The sequence below is a fragment of the Buttiauxella sp. A111 genome, assembly GCF_014189855.1.
GTDB lineage: Bacteria > Pseudomonadota > Gammaproteobacteria > Enterobacterales > Enterobacteriaceae > Buttiauxella > Buttiauxella selenatireducens.
The window spans coordinates 1-18,870 of sequence record NZ_BJFN01000007.1 but is presented as its reverse complement, the minus strand read 5'-3'; the positions used below and the strand labels follow the sequence as shown (position 1 = coordinate 18,870).

Here is an 18,870-nt window from a genome sequence, read left to right as displayed (position 1 = left end):
ATTAATTGCCCGTATAATATTTGAACGCACAAGGCAGTTAAACGTTACTAATTATATTTACACCACGTCACATAGTGATCTTATATTTCCCTGAAGAATTAACTGCCCCTGCGATGAATAAACATATTCACGTTTTAGAGGCATTCGTATGAAAATTACTAAGATATTCCCACAAAATAATCAACACAGCCGTCACAAAATAATACTTAAAACGTCAGCAGGAATAGTTGCAGGCGTGCTGAGTTTTGGCTGCGTGGATGCAAATGCAGAAAGACTCGTCAATATCGCAGGAAACGTGGGTATTTGTACCCGTGGTACTTACTCTGACGAAACGATAAAAATGAGTGTGGCAAATACTGCCGGAATAAAAATCGGCGATGGAGGAACCATTACCCTGAGCCGGGGCAGTATCAAAAATAATGCCGTGTCCGGCGCAGGCTCTAAAGACCAGTTCGGTGTACACGTCTCTGGCAGTAGCCGCGTTGAGTTGGATGAAGTGGAGGTTGCTCTCGATCCAAAAACAGGAACCGGGGTTGCTATAACAGCCAGTGATATGACGGGGATGTTCGTAGAGTCAGGTGGATCACTGTCACTGAAAAACTCCACGCTAACCGTAGGCGGCAATGCAAAGGGAAATAATAACCGTGGGATTGCGGTATCAGGCGATCATTCCCAGGTCTCTCTGGATAATTCCAGCGTGCAGACAAACTCCTGGGGAGCGGTTGGTATTTCCGCGACACAAGGCGGCAAAATAGACCTTTCGAAAAATACAAAAATCGAGACGGTAGGAGCCAGAAGCGCCACTACTGGCGGAAGCCACGGTGTATATCTTAGCGGAGAGAACAGCGCCCTTAATTCAGATAACGCCACAATTCGCACCACTGGCGCTTCAGCTTACGGAATCAAAGCAGAAAACGGCGGCAAGATAGTTTTAAAAGAGACAGCCATTGAGACGACCGGCGGTTACGGGCATGCCTTGTTGTTAGATGGCGAAACAACTGACGGCAAAATTTCCGGCGGTTCGATTCTGACGTCGGGTAAAGGAGCCGTCGGGATCTGGGCCCGCAATGGCGCGAGCGTATCGCTGCAAGATGGAACAACCATCAGCACCTCAGGTGCTGGATTATCATCAACCTCACCGCTGGATAATGAAAAAACATTGAGTTTAAGTCACGGGTTACTGGCCAGCGATAACGCAACGTCTATTCGCGGGAAGAATCTGCATTTGACCACTTCTGCGTTAAGTGCCAGCGCTGCGAGAGCGGAGAATAGCGCACAGATTGATCTGCAATACAGCCAAATAGACAGTACCGGAGGGGCCGCCAGCACGGCTTCTACCGCCGCCCTTCACGCGCTTTCAGGTGCCGCCATTACGGGCAACCATCTTATGATTAACGTATCGGGAAATTATCAGGGGGCCGTCCGAGCAGAAGGAACTGACAGTTCACTTTCTTTTGATAACAGCAGACTTAGTGTCAGCGGGGCGGGAAGTGCTGAGGCTTTATCAACGGCGGCCAGGGCGATTGCTGGTGCTTCACTGACCATTAACCATTCAAAAATATCCGCATCCGGCATGCAAAGCCACGGCGTGTCAGTTGAAGGCCCTGGATCTAACGCTCAACTGGACAACGTCGAGATTGAAACCCGTGGAGCACGCAGCTCTGGGGTCAATATTATTAACGGCGCAACCGCCAAGATCCTCTCCAGCCAAATCAAGACCACGGCTCCCGATAACGCCGTTGGCCCCTGGGGGCCGGGCATCTTGCTTCAGGGGACAGACTCTTCACTATCACTTACGGGCAGTAATGTCACCACCACGCAAAAATCCAGCCTCGGCATCAGCGCAACCAACGGAAGTCATCTGCTGGTCAACACCTCGGATATCACGACATCCGGAAATTACAGCACAGGAATTGCTGCTGCCAATTCAACGGCTTCGATAACGAATAGCCATATCAAAACCTCTGGTGATGATAATGCGATGGGCATCGTTGCCGACGTGGGTGCCACCGTTACGGTGATGGAAGGAAGCGTCACCACAACGGGAAATGGATCGCCGGTTCAGAGCAACCTCACCTTCCCACATGCGCTGGCTTCACGTAACGAAGGTTCGCTGCTCAAAGTGGAAGGAACCACTTTGCTGACAGAAGGAAATCAAGCTTACGGTGCCGCCGCTGATGATGGAGGTAATATCATCCTGAAAAATTTGTCGGTCAAAACCCTGGGCGATCATTCAACTGGTTTATATGCAGGAATTGGCGCGGCAAAACCTGGCAGCGTCAGCCTGAGCGCTACAAATGTTTCGGTCGAGACCTTTGGAGATAATGCAACTGGCGCGTTCGTTGGGCGCAAATATAAAACCGAAACGGCTGAGATGGCGCTGGATAGCGTCACGCTCACGACTCATGGTGATAATTCCCGAGGGCTTTGGGCAGAAGCGGGGGCTGAGCTTATGGTCGAAGACTCGGCGATAAAGACCGATGGCGCACAATCTCACGGCATACTCGCCAGTAACGGAGGGCAGGTTCAAGCCAATAATGTGGTTGCCTCAACGCACGGCGATAACGCGGCTGCATTGGCCGTTCAGGGCACGGCTGCGTTTACGGGACAGGCAAATTTAAATAACAGTATTCTTTCAAGCGAGCATGGTCACGGTATTGAAACCACGGGCTTCGCCGATGTTGAACTGCAAAATAGCCGGGTTAGCGGAGAAAAGCAGTGGTTGCAGGTGCAAAATGGCCCCGGAGCTTCACAAGGTAATGCCAGCGTAAATGTGTCGGCGAGCATCGTTTCCGGCGCAGCGCTAACGGAAGCAAATGCCTACTCTGAAGTTTCGTTAAGCAAAACCAGTCTGTGGTTTTTGACTGGCAATTCTGTTCTTAGCCAATTAACGAATAATCAAAGCCTTATCAATTTCAGTGCGCCTGAAAGTAACCAGTACAAAACGCTTAAAGTGAATAATTACCACGGCGATAACGCAACGATTGCGTTAAATACTCACTTACATGCCGACAATTCCCCAACCGACCAACTCGTTATCGACGGTGGGCATGCAGATGGTTCCACCAGCCTGAAAATCACGAATACCGATGGTCAGGGCGCACTAACCCAGGGCAATGGCATTAAAGTGGTGGATGCGATAAGCGGTGCCACAACAGAAACTGAAGCCTTCAATTTGCTCAACAAGGTAAAAGCGGGGCCATATGTATATTCACTTTACCGATCAAGTCTCGATAACAGCAATGAAGAAGCCTGGTATCTGCGTTCTCACAAAGTGGTTGCGCCGGAAATTGATGATAAAGAACTCACTCCGCCACCAGAGCCACAGCCGGGCGTTCCTCCTGTAGATGAGCCTCCCGTCGTTAACGAAGGTGATAATGCCCCTCCGGCAACGCCAATACCTTCTCAACAGCCTGTCGCTGTACCTGATTATCGGGCAGAAACGTCGCTGTATCAGGACATCCCTCAACTGGCATTACTGTATAGCCGGATGCTGGTTGATAGCCTGCACGAACGTACCGGGGAACAATTTGCCAGCCCGGAAAAAATCACTGCGGCAACACAATCGCCGCATATGAGCTGGGGTCGGGTAATTGTTAAAAACGGGAAATCTGATTTTGATGGGCCACAATCGCGTTTTTCACTGAATGCCATTCAGCTCGGCATTGATTTGTATCGGGAGAGCCAGGATGACGGGAGCTCTAGTTTTGCCGGCGTGCTAGGGAACATCGGTAAAATTAACAGCAAAGTCACCCATACCGATGGTGAAAATGCAGGCCGCAATACGGTGAAATCATGGGGCCTGGGTGGTTACTGGACGCACTTTACGCCAGCGGGAAGTTATCTTGATGCCGTCGCCCAGTACAACCAGTTGTATGTGGAATCCAGCCCCACCGATCTCAGCCCAATGAAAACCAAAGGCTATGGTTTAAGTGCTTCGCTGGAGGCGGGTTATCCGTGGCAGCCGGATACTGACGTTCAGCGCTTTATCGAACCTCAGGCGCAGTTGATCTACTCAACGGTGAAACTGGATAACACTCATGACGAGGCATCCACAGTTAAATTCAGCAATGCAGATTCCCTGACTGGCCGCCTCAGTTTGCGTATCCATCAGACCTGGAATCATGATGATGAGAACAAAGTGAAAGAGGAACGCACCAGAACGACCGCCTGGTTACGCCCGGGGATCTTGCATGAGTTCAGAGGAGACAGCAAAACAGCCTTTTCTTCTCAGCAAGGCGACATACCGTTTGTCACCAACAGCGCTGGAACATGGGGGCAATTAAATGCGGGCATTGACCATCAGATCAATAAGTCAGTTTCGATTGCCGGTTCGTTGAGCGTTGAAAAGTCGTTTGTAGGTGACAGCATCAATTACGGCGGGATTGTCGGTTTGAAAATTAAGTTCTGATTTGTTGTTTGCACTCAGTCTAATGCCGCTAACGCGGCATTACTTTGCAATATTTAGAGCATCCATAGTGCGCAGTTTGCTTTCGCGGGCCTGTTCTGGTGCGGCTTGTACCAGCAAGGTGTAGAGCAAATCCAGCACAAATAGCTGCGCGGTTTTGGTCCCGATCGAATCCCCTTGTAGCATGCCCTGACGGTTGCCGTTGATCAGACTAAAGTCGGCAACTTCACACAGCGGTGAGCCCAAATTATGGGTGAGTGCCACGGTGGTTGCCCCCGCTTGTTTGGCAAGCTCTAGTGCGTGGACCGTTTCAGGGGAATTCCCGGTGTGGCTGATAGCAAAGGCGACATCACCTGATTTTAATAAGGTGGCCTGCATATACATAAAGTGATTATTGGTGACAGCATCGACCCGCATACCAATACGCATCAGTTTATGTTTCATATCTTCGGCAGTAATCCCGGAAGACCCCACGCCAAAAATATACACCGAGTTACTGGTTCGTAGCGCCTTTACCACTTCACTGACCTGGCTCATGTCCAGCAAATTTAGGGTTTCGGACAGCACGTTATTAATGGTGCTTTGCAGCTTCAACCCGATGGTATGCGCATCATCAGCTTCGCTAATCTCCCCTTCTAACAGCGGGCCGTTGTTATCGGACTCCGCAGTGGCAAGCTCAATGGCTAAATCCATTTTAAAGTCCTGAAAACCTTTGTAGCCCAGCGTGCGACAAAAACGAATCACGGTCGCTTCGCCTGCCTGCGTTTCACGTGACAATTCGGCGATAGAAAGCTGAGTCACCTGCTGTGGTGAGGTCAAAATATAGTGTGCGATACGCTGAGATACACGCGTCAGGCTATTTTGCATCGCACCAAGGGTATCGAGGATTTTACCAGGTTTAAGGCGAAGGGCTTGAGGCTCCATAAATTTCCTGCTTTGAATGCGTAGCGTGGCGAAAGCCTGCAATATCGAATGGTTGAGAGCGTAACAAGTCTGTAGCGTGAAAAAAAGCGTGATGCAGGCAAAGGGGGCTGCCCGCATCACGTGTCAAAGAGAAAAAAACGCCCTACTTCAGGCCAGCTGTTATTAGACAGGTTCTCCATCCACTTCGATACAACAATGCTTTGATTTGAAAATTTAACTCATTGAAAGACAACTATAGTGTACTTTTATCACTGCCTTGCTAATTGTCTGTGCAGTTTCACTGATGCAACCTGGTTTATGTGGCTCCCCAGGAAGAAAGATCGCAAACATACCCGGTTGTAAATGCAGTGTCTGGCAAGGGGATACGGCATCACACAGCAAATAGTCATCATCCTCATGGTAAATATCCGGTGCAATTGCTGACCCAAGTGGACCAAAATCGATGCGCTCCTGCCCATTGAGTAACACTTGAACGTCAAGATATTCGCGATGTTGCTCGTAACGTTTGCTCTGCGGTTCTGCGGTATCAAACGCCATAACATTCATAAAGATATCGTCACCGTCTATCTCATGTCGGCCAGGGCTTAAGGTTTCTGGATGCAATGACAGCGCCTGCTTGATGATGGCCAGTAGTTGAGGGGCGATACCGGTCTGGGTCGTGAGCTCTGAAATTCGTCCTAAAATCATAGTGTCACCTTATATTCACGTGGTTTATCAATTTTCAGGCTGAGTGGTTTTCAGACCAGAGTGCCGCGCCCATTAACCCCGCATCGTGTTGATAATGCGCGGCATAAATCGGGACCTGGAACGCCGCAGGAGATTGTGCGAGCTGCTGCTCCACCTGTTGGCGATAACCCTGAGCCAGGCCAACACTGCCGCCAAGCACGATGCATTCGGTATCCAGCAGAGCTTTGATATTGGCGATTAGCTGGCAAATTGCCTGTGCTGAACGCGTCATTAACTGCTGAGCTTGCGCGTTCCCTGATTGAGCCTGAGCGAAGATTTCGCGGGTGTTTTTACCCTCGAGTTCATGTCCGGCTGCCGCGGCAATCGCACGCCCCGAAGCAATCGCCTCGACACAACCGACGCGCCCGCAACCGCACAGTGGGCCATTGGGATCGGCCTGAATATGGCCAATATGACCTGCAAAAGCATACGGGCCGGTTAATAACTCACCATTCACAACAACGCCACCACCGACTCCCGTGGAAACCGTGATAAAGGTGACATGTTTAAACTGAGCAGACAGATAGCAATACTCAGCCCAGGCAGCAGCCTGCGCATCATTCAGAACTACACACTGCAGCCCCGTGAGTTTTTCAACCGTCGCCTGCAAGGGAAAATGATTCAGTCCGCCCAGGTTATCGGGATTAAGCGCGGTAAGAATGCCCTTGTCGATAATCCCGGTGGATGCCACCGCCACCCGCTGAGCTTGCCCCTGATAAACGTCAACCAACTGGGCTAGCGCTTGTTCAAGGGCTTGCGGCGCGGCATTTGCCGGTGTGGAAATTTCGGTACGTTGGAAAATTTTATGTTCATCGTTGATGAGCGCTGCGGCCAGTTTGGTGCCGCCGATATCAATGGCTAGTGTGTTCATTGATTTCTCCGCGCTTAATGGCGTCGCTGAAACAGTGGCTGGGGCCTGTAAATTCCCCACAATCACGCACACGTTGTTCTAACCTGGCTAATAGTGACATTTTGCTCCGCCTTATAAACCTCAATGAAGTTTAACTCCAAAAAAGAGTAACGGACGGAGTATGGCCCATTCAAGTGACAAACTGGAAAAATGTGAAGGGAGTCAGGAATTGCGAGAAGGAACAGAGGATTTAGCAAAGCGGGAAAATGTGATCAACGCGATTCAGCCGTTGATCACATTTATCCGAAAGCGGTAATTAGACTTCAATATCCGCCATATCGCCTTTATCTTGCAGCCAATTGCGACGATCTTCAGAACGTTTCTTCGCTAACAACATATCCATAATTGCCATGGTTTTGTCGTTATCTTCATCGTCGATCGTGAGCTGAACAAGACGGCGAGTGTTAGGATCGAGCGTGGTTTCACGTAATTGCAGCGGGTTCATTTCGCCCAGCCCTTTAAAGCGCTGCACATTCGGTTTCCCTTTCTTACGTTTAAGTTGCTCAAGCACACCCGCTTTCTCTTCTTCGTCCAGCGCGTAATAGACTTCTTTGCCAAGATCGATACGGTACAACGGTGGCATCGCGACATAAACGTGACCACCGCGAACCAGCGAGCGGAAATGGCGTACGAACAACGCACAAAGCAATGTCGCGATGTGTAGACCATCGGAGTCCGCATCCGCAAGGATACAGACCTTGCCGTAGCGCAACTGGCTCAGATCTTCGCTGTCAGGATCGATGCCGATCGCCACCGAGATATCATGCACTTCTTGCGAAGCGAGCACTTCATCGGAGGAGACTTCCCATGTATTAAGGATCTTACCCTTCAGTGGCATGATCGCCTGATATTCACGGTCACGAGCCTGTTTAGCAGAACCGCCTGCGGAATCCCCTTCGACCAGGAACAGTTCCGTACGACTCAAATCTTGCGCGGAGCAGTCAGCCAGTTTTCCGGGTAATGCCGGGCCGCTGGTCAGCTTTTTACGCACCACTTTTTTGGCCGCGCGCATACGGCGTTGAGCGCTGGAAATAGCCAGTTCTGCGAGTTGTTCCGCAATTTGAATATTCTGGTTCAGCCATAAACTGAAGGCATCTTTCACCACACCGGAAACAAAGGCTGCGCACTGGCGTGATGACAGGCGTTCTTTCGTTTGCCCAGCAAACTGCGGATCCTGCATTTTCACCGACAGCACGTAAGCGCAACGTTCCCAGATATCTTCCGCAGAGAGCTTCACGCCACGCGGCAGAATGTTGCGGTACTCGCAAAATTCACGCATTGCATCAAGCAACCCCTGACGCAGACCATTGACGTGGGTACCGCCTTGCATGGTTGGGATCAGGTTAACGTAGCTTTCTGTCAGCAGTTCACCGCCTTCTGGCAGCCATAACAGCGCCCAGTCAACTTGCTCAACATCGCCCGCGTAGTTTCCGACAAAGGGTGATTCCGGCAGTGTAGGCAGGCCGTTTACCGCTTCGCTCAAATAATCTTTCAGGCCATCCTGATAACACCAGCGCTGCTCGGTATTGTTCACTTTGTCAGTAAAAGTGATTTCAACACCCGGGCACAAAACCGCTTTGGCTTTCAGTAAATGGCTTAAACGGGAAACGGAAAAACGTGGGCTGTCGAAGAACGAAGCGTCAGGCCAGAAGTGAACGCTGGTGCCGGTATTACGTTTGCCGCAGGTCCCGACAACCGCCAGTTCCTGGACTTTATCGCCGTTTTCAAACGCGATGCTGTAAACCTGCGAATCACGGCGTACCGTCACTTCAACACGTTTTGACAAGGCGTTGACGACCGAAATACCCACGCCGTGCAAGCCACCAGAGAACTGGTAGTTTTTGTTGGAGAATTTACCGCCCGCGTGCAGACGACAAAGAATGAGTTCTACAGCCGGAACGCCCTCTTCCGGATGGATATCAACCGGCATGCCGCGCCCGTCATCAATGACTTCTAATGACTGATCGGCATGAAGAATAACATCAACACGCTTCGCATGGCCTGCCAGCGCCTCATCCACGCTGTTATCAATGACTTCCTGGCCCAAATGGTTTGGACGGGTGGTGTCTGTGTACATCCCGGGGCGGCGGCGAACAGGCTCAAGCCCGGTGAGTACCTCAATGGCATCGGCGTTATAACTGGATTGCGTCATGGTTTATTCGTTCAGATTGCGAAACAGGAATTCGACATCAAGCCTTTAATGCAGGCCAAGGAAGTCGACGATCTGTGTGAAATAATCTTCGAAGCCTACAAAGGCGTGATTGCCACCGGACTCTACCGTCTGCCGACAGGGGGTGTAGTACGCCACTGCCTGGCGGTAATCAAGCACTTCGTCACCCGTTTGTTGTAACAACCAGATGAGATCTGGCGATTCTAACGGGTCAACTTGCATGACTTTAAGATCGTAAATATGGCGTGACTCTAGCACATATTGCTGCCCGGTGTAGGGGTTCTCGTTCTTGCCAAGATAATCGACGAGCAATTCAAAAGGCCGTACCGCTGGGTTTACAACGACCGCCGGTAGCGTAAAACATTGCGACAGCCAAGTGGCGTAATAGCCCCCCAAAGAGGAGCCGACTATCCCCAACGGCTCACCGCCATGCTTGAGTACCAGCGACTCCAGCAACTCTGCCGCATCGGCAGGATACGGTGGAAGTTCCGGGATAATCATATTGATATGCGGATGATTCTGCGCAAGCCATGCCTGAAAGCTGGTGGCCTTAGCGGAACGCGGCGAACTATTGAAACCGTGTAAGTAAAGTAGCGTTGACATCAATACCCTTCTGAAGCGGTATCTGGGTTGAACACCGCACCTTTCAGGCGGCAAACCTCAGTAGTGACTTCGCCATTGGGATGGAGTTCCAGCCAACGCCAGCCTGGCTCAATGGTGTCGAGAGTGAAGTTGGAGCAATGCGGCTTAAATTGCACACATGTGGACGGCGTTGCCAGCATTCGTCTGCCATTCCAGTCCAGATCCAACTCCTGATGAATATGACCACACACCAGCGTTTTCACTTTCGGGAATTTTTGCAAAACGTCATCCAGTTCTGCGGCATTGCGCAGGCTATGTTGGTCCAGCCAACTACAACCCGCGGGTACAGGGTGATGATGCAGCAGTAATAGCGTATGCCGTTCAGGCGCACCGGCGAGCTTACGCTCCAGCCAGTCGAGCTGATAGTCGCTCAGTTCACCATGTGGGACGCCAAAGACCTGGCTGTCGAGCAGTAATATTTGCCAATTGTCTCCGAGGAAAACTTGTTTTGCCGGGGAGATCCCCGCTTCAAGCAACGAGCTAAACATCGCAGGTTGGAAATCGTGATTGCCTGGCAGCCAAACGCAGGGCGCAGGAATCTCCGCAATGCCCTCAACAAAATGCTGGTAGGCCTGCGCACTGTGATCCTGGGCTAAATCCCCAGTTGCAACGATAAGGTCATAATGACGCTGCTCGGCGAGGATGGCGGCAATAACAGCCTGATAGCTCATCCAGGTATTGATACCAAGCAGCGTTTCGTTCTTTCCAGAGAACAGGTGGGTATCTGTAATTTGCAAGATCCTGATCTGGCCCCCACCGGCCACAGGAAGATTTAACAGGCTTTCCAAATGGTGTCCTTAGGTTTCACCCTCACTAACAAACCGGAACCGCCATCGCTCCATGCGCCAAACAATATCGCAGCCAATCGGCTAGAAACTGATTAATTTGATGCTTTTCGTCACGTTGATGCAACTTTTTATTAGGATAATCATATCGTGCTTTGAAACGAAAGATCTGCTGACTTGAACACACTTCCGCGACCATCGCGTCATGATAAAGCCTGACCGACATCGATGGTAGGCTCCAGTAGCTGATCGCCGGGACTGTTTGTTCGATTTGTACAAGTGTCGTGTAACGAGTCGACTCAAGGATAGAGAGTCGATATTGAGCGCTAGTGACCTGATAAGTGACTTTTTCGCCCACTTCGTCGTTACGAGGAAGCAGGCGTCGTAGTTGTGCGAAATTGGTTTCGCACAGACGCATCATTTCAGGGAAGTCAGGTGTATAGCGCTTCATGTTTAGTTGTTCCACTCTTCTCTTAATTTCTCATGATGCAATTGCAGCCAAAGCAGTGCGATGACTGAAGCCGCGTTGTCGATTTTCCCTTCTTCTACTAACTGATAAGCCCGTTCCCGGCTCACGACATGAACACGAATATCTTCGTTTTCATCTGCCAGACCATGTATGCCCTTCGCGGTTGTTGCGTCGACTTCCCCAACAAGAATAGATAAACGCTCGCTGGTTCCACCGGGGCTTGCCAGGTAGTTGATGACCGGTTTAGTGCGACCGACAGTCACTCCTGCTTCTTCAACGGCTTCGCGGCGAGCAACGTCCTCGACACTCTCACCCTCTTCAATCATCCCCGCAACCAGTTCGAGCAACCACGGGCTGTCGCTGGTGTCATACGCGGCAATTCGAATCTGTTCGATTAAGACGACTTCGTCTCGCACAGGGTCATAGGGTAGCAGTACTGCAGCGTGCCCGCGTTCTAAAATTTCGCGACAAACTTCACCACTCATTTCGCCATTAAACAAGCGATGGCGGAATCGATAAAGATCCAGCGAAAAAAAACCACTATAAAGTGTTTCCCGTGCAATAATTTCAACATCGTTTTTGGCTAATGTGACGAGTTGATCGTTTTGCTTAGTCATAATGATTTCCTGATTTTAATGGTTATGAAATGGGCAATTTCAAGCCAGTTTGTCTGCCGTTTCATTTCCTATGTGATAGATTGATGAAAATTAAGGGTCAATGGCACATTACGCCAAGCGCCCCTGCTGGCGGACTCTGCTAAAATCGGCGATCATTTCCGGCTCTTGTCAGCGCTAACAAATTATTTCTGCTTCACAACAAGGAATGCAAATGAAGAAACTGCTCCCAATTCTTATCGGTCTGAGCCTAACGGGTTTCAGTGCCATGAGCCAGGCAGAAAACCTGATGCAGGTTTATCAGCAGGCACGTTTAAGCAACCCGGACTTGCGCAAATCCGCTGCTGACCGTGATGCCGCATTCGAAAAAATTAACGAAGCACGCAGCCCGTTACTGCCACAACTCGGCCTTGGTGCTGATTATGAATACACCAATGGTTTTAACGATTCGAATGGTATCGACTCCAGAGCGGCAAGTGCCTCTTTGCAATTGACGCAAACCATTTTTGATATGTCGAAATGGCGTGCATTGACCCTGCAAGAGAAATCAGCAGGTATTCAAGATGTCACTTATCAGACTGACCAACAAACCCTGATTCTGAATACTGCAACAGCCTATTTTAATGTGCTGAGCGCCATTGATGCACTGTCCTTCACAGAAGCACAGAAACAGGCTATTTATCGTCAATTAGATCAAACCACTCAGCGTTTTAACGTAGGCCTGGTAGCGATTACCGACGTACAGAACGCCCGTGCGCAATACGATAACGTATTGGCAAACGAAGTCACTGCACGAAACAATCTGGATAACGCGGTAGAAACGCTGCGCCAGGTGACGGGCAATTACTATCCGTCTTTGGCATCGCTGAATGTTGACGGCTTCAAAACCAACAAGCCTGATGGCGTGAATAATCTGCTGAAAGAAGCAGAAAAACGTAACCTGGCATTGCTGCAAGCACGCTTGTCTCAGGACCTGGCTCGCGAGCAAATTCGCTTCGCAGAAACTGGCCACATGCCAACTGTAGGCTTGACTGCATCGACTGGTGTTTCCAATACCACCTACAGCGGTTCTAAAACCAACAGCTCTCAGTTCGATGACAACGATAATGGCCAGAATAAAATCGGCCTGAACTTCTCCTTGCCGTTGTACACCGGTGGTTCGGTGAACTCTCAGGTGAAACAAGCGCAATACAACTTTGTTGGCGCGAGTGAGCAGCTTGAAAGCGCGCATCGTAGCGTAGTGCAAACCGTCCGCTCTTCGTTTAACAACGTGAATGCGTCCATCAGTACCATCAACGCCTATAAACAAGCGGTTGTGTCTGCACAAAGCTCTTTAGATGCAATGGAAGCGGGCTATTCCGTTGGTACTCGTACCATCGTTGATGTGTTGGATGCGACCACGACTCTGTACAACGCAAAACAACAGCTCTCCAGCGCTCGTTATAACTACCTGATCAACCAGCTGAATATTAAGTCAGCACTGGGTACGCTTAACGAACAGGATCTTGTTGCGTTGAATGCAACACTGGGTAAACCCGTATCAACGACTGCAGACAATGTCGCTCCAGAAACGCCAGACCAGAATGCTCGCGCAGATGGTTATTCAGCGGATACCGAAGCAACAACGGCTACTGCAACACCTGCTAAAGCGACTCCAGCTTCAGCAACCAGCAGCAAATCAGCTAACCCGTTCGGTAACTGATGACATTATTTGGGGGCGTGACGACACGCCCCCATCACAACTTGCGACATTGAACGTAAGGCAACGTAAAGATCGCCCTCCTGGTGCCCGTCATCGCTTTAATTTCAACCATTCATCCCCTATTCTAAGCACAATATTAGCTTCATTCCTTTGGGCTCAGGACAGATAAATGAAACGGACAAAAACCATAAACCACGCATCGTTCCGCAAAAGCTGGAACGCCCGCCATTTGACGCCGGTTGCATTGGCGGTTACCGCTGTGTTTATGCTTGCCGGTTGCGAACAAAATGACGAAACAGTCTCTATGTATCAAAACGCAGATGACTGTTCTCAAGCCAACCCAGGCAAAAGTGCCGAATGTACGACTTCCTACAACAACGCGCTGAAAGAAGCAGAACGTACTGCGCCTAAATATGCATCGCGTGAAGAATGTATTGCTGAATTTGGTGAAGGCCAATGTCAGCAAGCTCCTGCTCAGGCCAATATGGCAGGTGAACAAGCTCAGGCTCAACCTCAACAAAGCGGCAGCTTCTGGATGCCATTGATGGCCGGTTACATGATGGGCCGACTGATGGGCGGCGGCGCAGGCTTTGCGCAGCAACCTCTGTTTACCTCAAAGAATCCATCAAGCCCTGCTTACGGTAAATATGCCGATGCCAGTGGTAAGAGCTACGGCGCAGCTACGCCAGGCCGTACGACAACCGTACCAAAAACAGCTATGGCACCTAAACCTGCGACTACCAGCACTGTGACACGCGGCGGTTTCGGTGACTCTGTAGCTAAACAATCGACTATGCAGCGCAGCAACAGCGCAACAGGTTCTTCTCGTTCCATGGGTGGCTAATAAATTATGGAAAGAATTGCGATTACTGAGCGCCCGGATTGGCGCGAGAAAGCCACAGAATACGGTTTCAATTTTCACACCATGTATGGCGAACCTTACTGGTGTGAAGACGCTTATTACAAGCTAACGCTTCCGCAGGTTGAGCGGCTGGAAGAAGTCACTGCTGAATTGCATCAGATGTGCCTGAAGGTTGTCGAAAAAGTGGTGAGCAGTGATGAGCTGTTAGCTAAATTTCGCATTCCTAAACACACCTGGGAATTTGTGCGTCAATCATGGCGTACCCAGCAGCCGTCGCTTTACTCACGCCTGGATATTGCATGGGATGGCATTGGCGAACCAAAGTTGCTGGAAAACAATGCCGACACGCCAACCTCTTTATATGAAGCAGCGTTCTTCCAGTGGATTTGGCTCGAAGATCAGATCCAGTCTGGAAATCTGCCAGCAGAAAGCGACCAGTTCAACAGCCTTCAAGAGAAGATCATCGAACGTTTTGCCGAGCTGAAGCAGCAACACGGCTTCAACCTGGTGCATTTCGCTTGCTGTCAGGACACGGAAGAAGATCGTGGCACGGTTCAGTATCTACAGGATTGTGCCGCAGAAGCAGAAGTGGCCAGCGAGTTCGTATACATGGAAGATATCGGTCTGGGCGAGAAAGGCCAGTTTACCGATCTGCAGGATCAGGTGATAAGCAACCTGTTCAAACTGTATCCGTGGGAATTTATGCTGCGTGAGATGTTCTCCACCAAGCTGGAAGATGCTGGCGTACGTTGGCTGGAGCCGGCCTGGAAAAGTATCATATCTAACAAAGCGTTGCTGCCAATGCTGTGGGAAATGTTCCCGGATCATCCAAACTTGCTGCCTGCTTATTTCGCCGAAGATAGCTATCCGCCGATGGATAAGTATGTAGTGAAGCCAATCTTCTCGCGTGAAGGTGCGAATGTGAAGATCATCGAAAATGGCCAGGAAATTGCGCGTGTCGATGGCCCTTACGGCGAAGAAGGCATGATCGTCCAACAGTTCTATCAGCTGCCAAAATTTGGTGACAGCTACGTGGTGCTCGGAAGCTGGCTTATCAACGATCAACCCGCAGGCATTGGTATTCGTGAAGATCGCGAGTTAATTACTCAGGATCTTTCACGCTTCTACCCGCATGTGTTTGTAGAATAATCGTTTCTCCTTCTCCTGGGGGAGAAGGTTGGGATGAGGGCGAATTGATATCGAATCCACCCTCACCCTGGCCCTCTCCCTGAGGGAGAGGGAACTGATCGAGGTTCTTCCTCAGGAAGAGGGGGAAAACAATAATTAGCCGATTTGCACCGAAAGCATACTCAACGACCCCATTTCTATACCGTCTACCGGTAATGTAATCGGCTCTTTGCCATCCCACACCCCCAGAACATACAGCAACGGTAGATAGTGATCCGGTGTTGGGTTAGATAACGAACCACCTTCGTGTTGTAAATAGTTTACCAGCGGGTGATCTGCAACCGGCCCAAGCCATGTGAGGTTGTCTTTAACATATTGGTTAAACGACTCAGCCCATGGATATGGCGTGTTTTCACCGTGCCAGCGGGCGGTACGCAGGTTATGGACCACATTACCGCTGGCAATCAGCATGATGCCCTGATCGCGCAATGCAGCAAGCTTACGTCCCATTTCAAAGTGCCAGGCTGCCGGTTTGGTGCTGTCGATACTGAGCTGTACCATTGGGATATCAGCATTCGGGTACATCTTGATCAATACGCCCCAGGAGCCATGGTCAAATCCCCAGGCTTCTTTATCTTGCATCACCGGAACAGGTGCCAGCAGATCCACCAATTGCTGAGCCAGTTCAGGTGAACCCGGTGCCGGGTAATGAGTATCGTAAAGCGCCTGTGGGAAACCACCAAAGTCATGAATCGTTTTTGGTGTTTCCATCGCCGTAACACCCGTGCCTTTGGTGAACCAGTGCGCAGATACCACCACAATGGCTTTTGGTCGCGGTAAGGTCTCTCCCAAATGACGCCAGGCTTGGGTATAGTGATTATCTTCCAGCACGTTCATTGGGCTACCGTGTCCGAGGAACAGCGCAGGCATTCGTTGAGTTGTCATGGTGGTGTCCTTTAGCGGGATATTCAGTTTATGCACACCACATTACGCGCTTTTGCAGCATGAAGAACTCAGATAAGCATGATGAAGATCTTCAGGAAATTTGAATGTAAGCGATGTGTAAAGCTTCCCATCTGGCTCTCGATTTTTATCACGTCGCCCATTAATATAAATGAGAATCATTATCAAAAGGAGCAATGAATGTCAGTACCCTTGATTCTGACCCTGTTAGCAGGGGGAGCCACTTTTATTGGTGCTTTTCTTGGCGTTATCGGCCAGAAACCATCGAACCGTGTACTGGCATTTTCTCTCGGTTTTGCAGCAGGAATTATGCTGCTTATCTCGTTAATGGAGATGCTACCCGCAGCACTTCATACCGAAGGGATGTCGCCAGTATTAGGTTACGGAATGTTCATGTTGGGCTTGTTGGGCTATTTCGCTCTTGATCGCGCCCTGCCCCATGCACATCCGCAAGATTTGATGGACAGCAAACCGCAGCCTCGGAATTTACGGCGCACCGCGTTACTGCTGACTCTCGGTATTAGTTTGCATAACTTCCCGGAAGGGGTCGCAACCTTTGTAACTGCCAGCAGTAATCTGGAATTAGGGATGGGTATTGCCCTCGCCGTAGCACTGCACAACATTCCGGAAGGATTAGCGGTTGCAGGCCCGGTGTATGCCGCAACGGGTTCGAAACGCAAAGCGATTTTCTGGGCAGGGATTTCGGGGCTCGCAGAAATTCTCGGTGGTGTGTTAGCCTGGCTGATTCTCGGCTCAATGGTTTCGCCGGTCGTCATGGCGGCGATTATGGCTGCTGTCGCGGGGATTATGGTGGCGCTATCTGTCGATGAACTGATGCCGCTCGCCAAAGAGATTGATCCTCACAATAACCCGAGCTATGGCGTGCTTTGCGGTATGGCTGTGATGGGGTTTAGTCTGACGTTGCTACAAACAAACGGAATTGGATAATAACTCATCATACTTCAAGTTGCAGGGGTGTTGGCTGCATTCATTCACCCCAGTCACTTACTTGAGTAAGCTCCTGGGGATTCATTCTTTTGCCGCCTACCTGCAACTCGAATTATTTCGAGTTCAAGCGGCATGGAAACATTAAAAACGAGTCTTAGCTGGCTTTGCGTTCGTGAGTCTGGCGATATTCCACCAGATCTTCAATTGTCACTATAGCCATGTTGTGTTCGCGAGCAAAAGTGATGCACTCCGGCGCGCGCGCCATGGTGCCATCATCATTGGTCAATTCACACAAAACACCCGCAGGTTTGAAGCCCGCAAGTGATACCAAATCGATAGTTGCTTCGGTGTGGCCACCACGGGTAAGCACGCCACCCGGTTGAGCGCGCAACGGGAATACGTGGCCCGGGCGGTTCAGGTCACTTGGTTTTGCGCCATCAGCAATCGCGGCACGCACCGTGGTAATACGGTCTGCGGCAGAAACGCCAGTGGTAACACCACTCGCGGCTTCGATAGTGACAGTAAACCCGGTGCCATAAGCACTGGTGTTGTTCTCAACCATCATTGGCAAATCAAGTTGTTTACGGCGTTCTTCAGTCAGGCACAGGCAAACAATCCCGCTACCGTGGCGAATGGTCAGAGCCATTTGCTCAACGGTCATGGTTTCCGCAGGGAAAATCATGTCACCTTCGTTCTCGCGATCTTCATCGTCAAGAACCATTACCCCGCGGCCTTCACGCAGTGCTTCAAGAGCATGTTCCACGCGCTGTGTAGGGGTGCCAAATGCAGAAAGGAGCGTCTGATTCATGGTAAAAAAACCTCATTAAAATTATGGTTACCAGAATCAGGGCAGTCTTAGGAGCTAAAAAAATAACGTGAGCAAGCTTATTAAAGCTTGTGCTTAGTCGTTACTCTCTCCCATCCGGACTATAACCGTCGGCTCCGGAATTACACCGGATCTGCTGACCTCCAGATTACTCTGGAGCGCTCGCGGGCTTTCAGCGTTCGCTGATTTACCGCCGGTGGGGAGTTACACCCCGCCCTGAGAATAAGCAGACTTACTATAACGCCGATGATTTTCTCTGGCAACGCCAAACCTAATAACATTTCGGGTTTCTAAGGAGTCTCACAGGCATTACAATTAGTGTTAATCGCGTAAGACAATCCCGTAAGATTATGGAAGCCACTATGATTGACCCGAAAAAAATTGAACAGATTGCTCGCCAGGTCCACGAGTCAATGCCGAAAGGGATTCGTGAGTTCGGGGATGATGTCGAGAAAAAAGTACGTCAGGTTTTACAGGCTCAGTTAACCCGTCTGGATTTGGTTAGCCGTGAAGAGTTTGATGTGCAGACTCAAGTGCTGTTACGCACCCGTGAAAAACTGGCTTTACTGGAACAGCGTTTAACCGAGCTGGAAAATCGTAACGCCCAGGCACCTGAAGTTACGCCGCCAACAGAACCGCAGATGTAAAAAAACGCCCCAAATTTGGGTAATGCCAGTCAGTTAAGCAACTGACTGGCATTTTTGTTCCTGGCTTTACCATATTTATGTGGCCTTTCCTTCACCACCCTCGGGAAGGCTCTTTCTCTTCTTATCGGTAACTTCACCATCTGCGC

17 protein-coding genes and 1 riboswitch are annotated in these 18,870 nt (G+C 50.2%); of the genes, 6 read left to right on the top strand and 11 right to left on the bottom strand.

Going from position 1 to position 18,870, the window contains the following annotated elements:
* The first annotated feature begins 148 nt into the window (after nt 1–148).
* Entirely contained in the window at nt 149–4,411 is a 4,263-nt protein-coding gene (locus BSPA111_RS19050) for an autotransporter outer membrane beta-barrel domain-containing protein (RefSeq protein ID WP_183272720.1), read from the top strand.
* A gap of 39 nt (nt 4,412–4,450) precedes the next feature.
* Here the strand turns inward: BSPA111_RS19050 and BSPA111_RS19045 are convergent, their stop codons facing one another.
* From BSPA111_RS19045 to nudF, 8 genes are all read right to left on the bottom strand, one after another.
* A complete protein-coding gene (locus tag BSPA111_RS19045; protein WP_183272719.1) occupies nt 4,451–5,332 on the bottom strand; it encodes a MurR/RpiR family transcriptional regulator in 882 nt (293 codons plus the stop codon).
* A gap of 213 nt (nt 5,333–5,545) precedes the next feature.
* Nucleotides 5,546–6,019: an N-acetylneuraminate anomerase gene (nanQ, locus tag BSPA111_RS19040; protein ID WP_183272718.1), complete on the bottom strand. Its 474-nt coding sequence runs from the start codon at nt 6,017–6,019 to the stop codon at nt 5,546–5,548.
* 34 nt (nt 6,020–6,053) lie between these two features.
* Entirely contained in the window at nt 6,054–6,929 is an 876-nt protein-coding gene (locus tag BSPA111_RS19035; RefSeq protein ID WP_183272717.1) for an N-acetylmannosamine kinase, read from the bottom strand.
* 295 nt (nt 6,930–7,224) lie between these two features.
* On the bottom strand, nt 7,225–9,120 hold the full coding sequence (gene parE / locus BSPA111_RS19030; RefSeq protein ID WP_183272716.1) for a DNA topoisomerase IV subunit B: 1,896 nt from the start codon (nt 9,118–9,120) through the stop codon (nt 7,225–7,227).
* Between the two features lie 45 nt (nt 9,121–9,165).
* Nucleotides 9,166–9,741, bottom strand: a complete 576-nt coding sequence (yqiA, locus tag BSPA111_RS19025; RefSeq protein ID WP_183272715.1) for an esterase YqiA — start codon at nt 9,739–9,741, stop codon at nt 9,166–9,168.
* Nucleotides 9,741–10,568 (bottom strand): 3',5'-cyclic-AMP phosphodiesterase, encoded by an 828-nt coding sequence (gene cpdA / locus BSPA111_RS19020; protein WP_183272714.1) that lies wholly within the window; start codon nt 10,566–10,568, stop codon nt 9,741–9,743. Before cpdA ends, yqiA begins: the two co-directional genes overlap by 1 nt.
* Before the next feature lie 25 nt (nt 10,569–10,593).
* Nucleotides 10,594–11,016, bottom strand: a complete 423-nt coding sequence (locus tag BSPA111_RS19015) for a DUF1249 family protein (RefSeq protein ID WP_183272713.1) — start codon at nt 11,014–11,016, stop codon at nt 10,594–10,596.
* Between the two features lie 2 nt (nt 11,017–11,018).
* Nucleotides 11,019–11,651 carry an ADP-ribose diphosphatase gene (gene nudF / locus BSPA111_RS19010; protein ID WP_183272712.1) on the bottom strand — a complete coding sequence of 211 codons (633 nt, stop codon included), beginning with the start codon at nt 11,649–11,651 and terminating at the stop codon, nt 11,019–11,021.
* Between the two features lie 211 nt (nt 11,652–11,862).
* Between nudF and tolC the strand changes: the two genes are divergently transcribed.
* The 3 genes from tolC (at nt 11,863) to BSPA111_RS18995 (ending at nt 15,361) form a co-directional block, all read left to right on the top strand.
* Nucleotides 11,863–13,350, top strand: a complete 1,488-nt coding sequence (gene tolC, locus BSPA111_RS19005) for an outer membrane channel protein TolC (protein ID WP_183272711.1) — start codon at nt 11,863–11,865, stop codon at nt 13,348–13,350.
* A 169-nt stretch (nt 13,351–13,519) separates the two neighbouring features.
* Entirely contained in the window at nt 13,520–14,194 is a 675-nt protein-coding gene (locus tag BSPA111_RS19000; RefSeq protein ID WP_183272710.1) for a DUF1190 family protein, read from the top strand.
* A 6-nt stretch (nt 14,195–14,200) separates the two neighbouring features.
* Entirely contained in the window at nt 14,201–15,361 is a 1,161-nt protein-coding gene (locus BSPA111_RS18995) for a glutathionylspermidine synthase family protein (RefSeq protein WP_183272709.1), read from the top strand.
* 135 nt (nt 15,362–15,496) lie between these two features.
* Here the strand turns inward: BSPA111_RS18995 and ygiD are convergent, their stop codons facing one another.
* On the bottom strand, nt 15,497–16,285 hold the full coding sequence (ygiD, locus tag BSPA111_RS18990; RefSeq protein ID WP_183272708.1) for a 4,5-DOPA dioxygenase extradiol: 789 nt from the start codon (nt 16,283–16,285) through the stop codon (nt 15,497–15,499).
* A gap of 198 nt (nt 16,286–16,483) precedes the next feature.
* On the opposite strand from ygiD, the gene zupT reads away from it, so the two are divergent.
* Nucleotides 16,484–17,251 carry a zinc transporter ZupT gene (gene zupT / locus BSPA111_RS18985; protein ID WP_183272707.1) on the top strand — a complete coding sequence of 256 codons (768 nt, stop codon included), beginning with the start codon at nt 16,484–16,486 and terminating at the stop codon, nt 17,249–17,251.
* A gap of 154 nt (nt 17,252–17,405) precedes the next feature.
* Here the strand turns inward: zupT and ribB are convergent, their stop codons facing one another.
* Nucleotides 17,406–18,059 carry a 3,4-dihydroxy-2-butanone-4-phosphate synthase gene (gene ribB, locus BSPA111_RS18980; protein ID WP_183272706.1) on the bottom strand — a complete coding sequence of 218 codons (654 nt, stop codon included), beginning with the start codon at nt 18,057–18,059 and terminating at the stop codon, nt 17,406–17,408.
* 98 nt (nt 18,060–18,157) lie between these two features.
* Nucleotides 18,158–18,305, bottom strand: a riboswitch (FMN riboswitch).
* A 134-nt stretch (nt 18,306–18,439) separates the two neighbouring features.
* Between ribB and ubiK the strand changes: the two genes are divergently transcribed.
* Complete coding sequence (gene ubiK, locus BSPA111_RS18975; RefSeq protein ID WP_183272705.1) at nt 18,440–18,724, top strand: ubiquinone biosynthesis accessory factor UbiK; 285 nt, start codon at nt 18,440–18,442, stop codon at nt 18,722–18,724.
* 29 nt (nt 18,725–18,753) lie between these two features.
* Here ubiK and BSPA111_RS22700 read toward each other — a convergent pair.
* The coding region (locus BSPA111_RS22700) for a hypothetical protein (protein WP_255459265.1) at nt 18,754–18,870 on the bottom strand (117 nt) is incomplete at its 5' end.

Bases quoted from the DNA above. Each gene is read 5' to 3' on its own strand.
- BSPA111_RS19050 (WP_183272720.1), top strand. From the start codon at position 149: ATGAAAATTACTAAGATATTCCCACAAAATAATCAACACAGCCGTCAC.
- BSPA111_RS19045 (WP_183272719.1), bottom strand. From the start codon at position 5,332: ATGGAGCCTCAAGCCCTTCGCCTTAAACCTGGTAAAATCCTCGATACC.
- nanQ (WP_183272718.1), bottom strand. From the start codon at position 6,019: ATGATTTTAGGACGAATTTCAGAGCTCACGACCCAGACCGGTATCGCC.
- BSPA111_RS19035 (WP_183272717.1), bottom strand. From the start codon at position 6,929: ATGAACACACTAGCCATTGATATCGGCGGCACCAAACTGGCCGCAGCG.
- parE (WP_183272716.1), bottom strand. From the start codon at position 9,120: ATGACGCAATCCAGTTATAACGCCGATGCCATTGAGGTACTCACCGGG.
- yqiA (WP_183272715.1), bottom strand. From the start codon at position 9,741: ATGTCAACGCTACTTTACTTACACGGTTTCAATAGTTCGCCGCGTTCC.
- BSPA111_RS19015 (WP_183272713.1), bottom strand. From the start codon at position 11,016: ATGAAGCGCTATACACCTGACTTCCCTGAAATGATGCGTCTGTGCGAA.
- nudF (WP_183272712.1), bottom strand. From the start codon at position 11,651: ATGACTAAGCAAAACGATCAACTCGTCACATTAGCCAAAAACGATGTT.
- tolC (WP_183272711.1), top strand. From the start codon at position 11,863: ATGAAGAAACTGCTCCCAATTCTTATCGGTCTGAGCCTAACGGGTTTC.
- BSPA111_RS19000 (WP_183272710.1), top strand. From the start codon at position 13,520: ATGAAACGGACAAAAACCATAAACCACGCATCGTTCCGCAAAAGCTGG.
- BSPA111_RS18995 (WP_183272709.1), top strand. From the start codon at position 14,201: ATGGAAAGAATTGCGATTACTGAGCGCCCGGATTGGCGCGAGAAAGCC.
- ygiD (WP_183272708.1), bottom strand. From the start codon at position 16,285: ATGACAACTCAACGAATGCCTGCGCTGTTCCTCGGACACGGTAGCCCA.
- zupT (WP_183272707.1), top strand. From the start codon at position 16,484: ATGTCAGTACCCTTGATTCTGACCCTGTTAGCAGGGGGAGCCACTTTT.
- ribB (WP_183272706.1), bottom strand. From the start codon at position 18,059: ATGAATCAGACGCTCCTTTCTGCATTTGGCACCCCTACACAGCGCGTG.
- ubiK (WP_183272705.1), top strand. From the start codon at position 18,440: ATGATTGACCCGAAAAAAATTGAACAGATTGCTCGCCAGGTCCACGAG.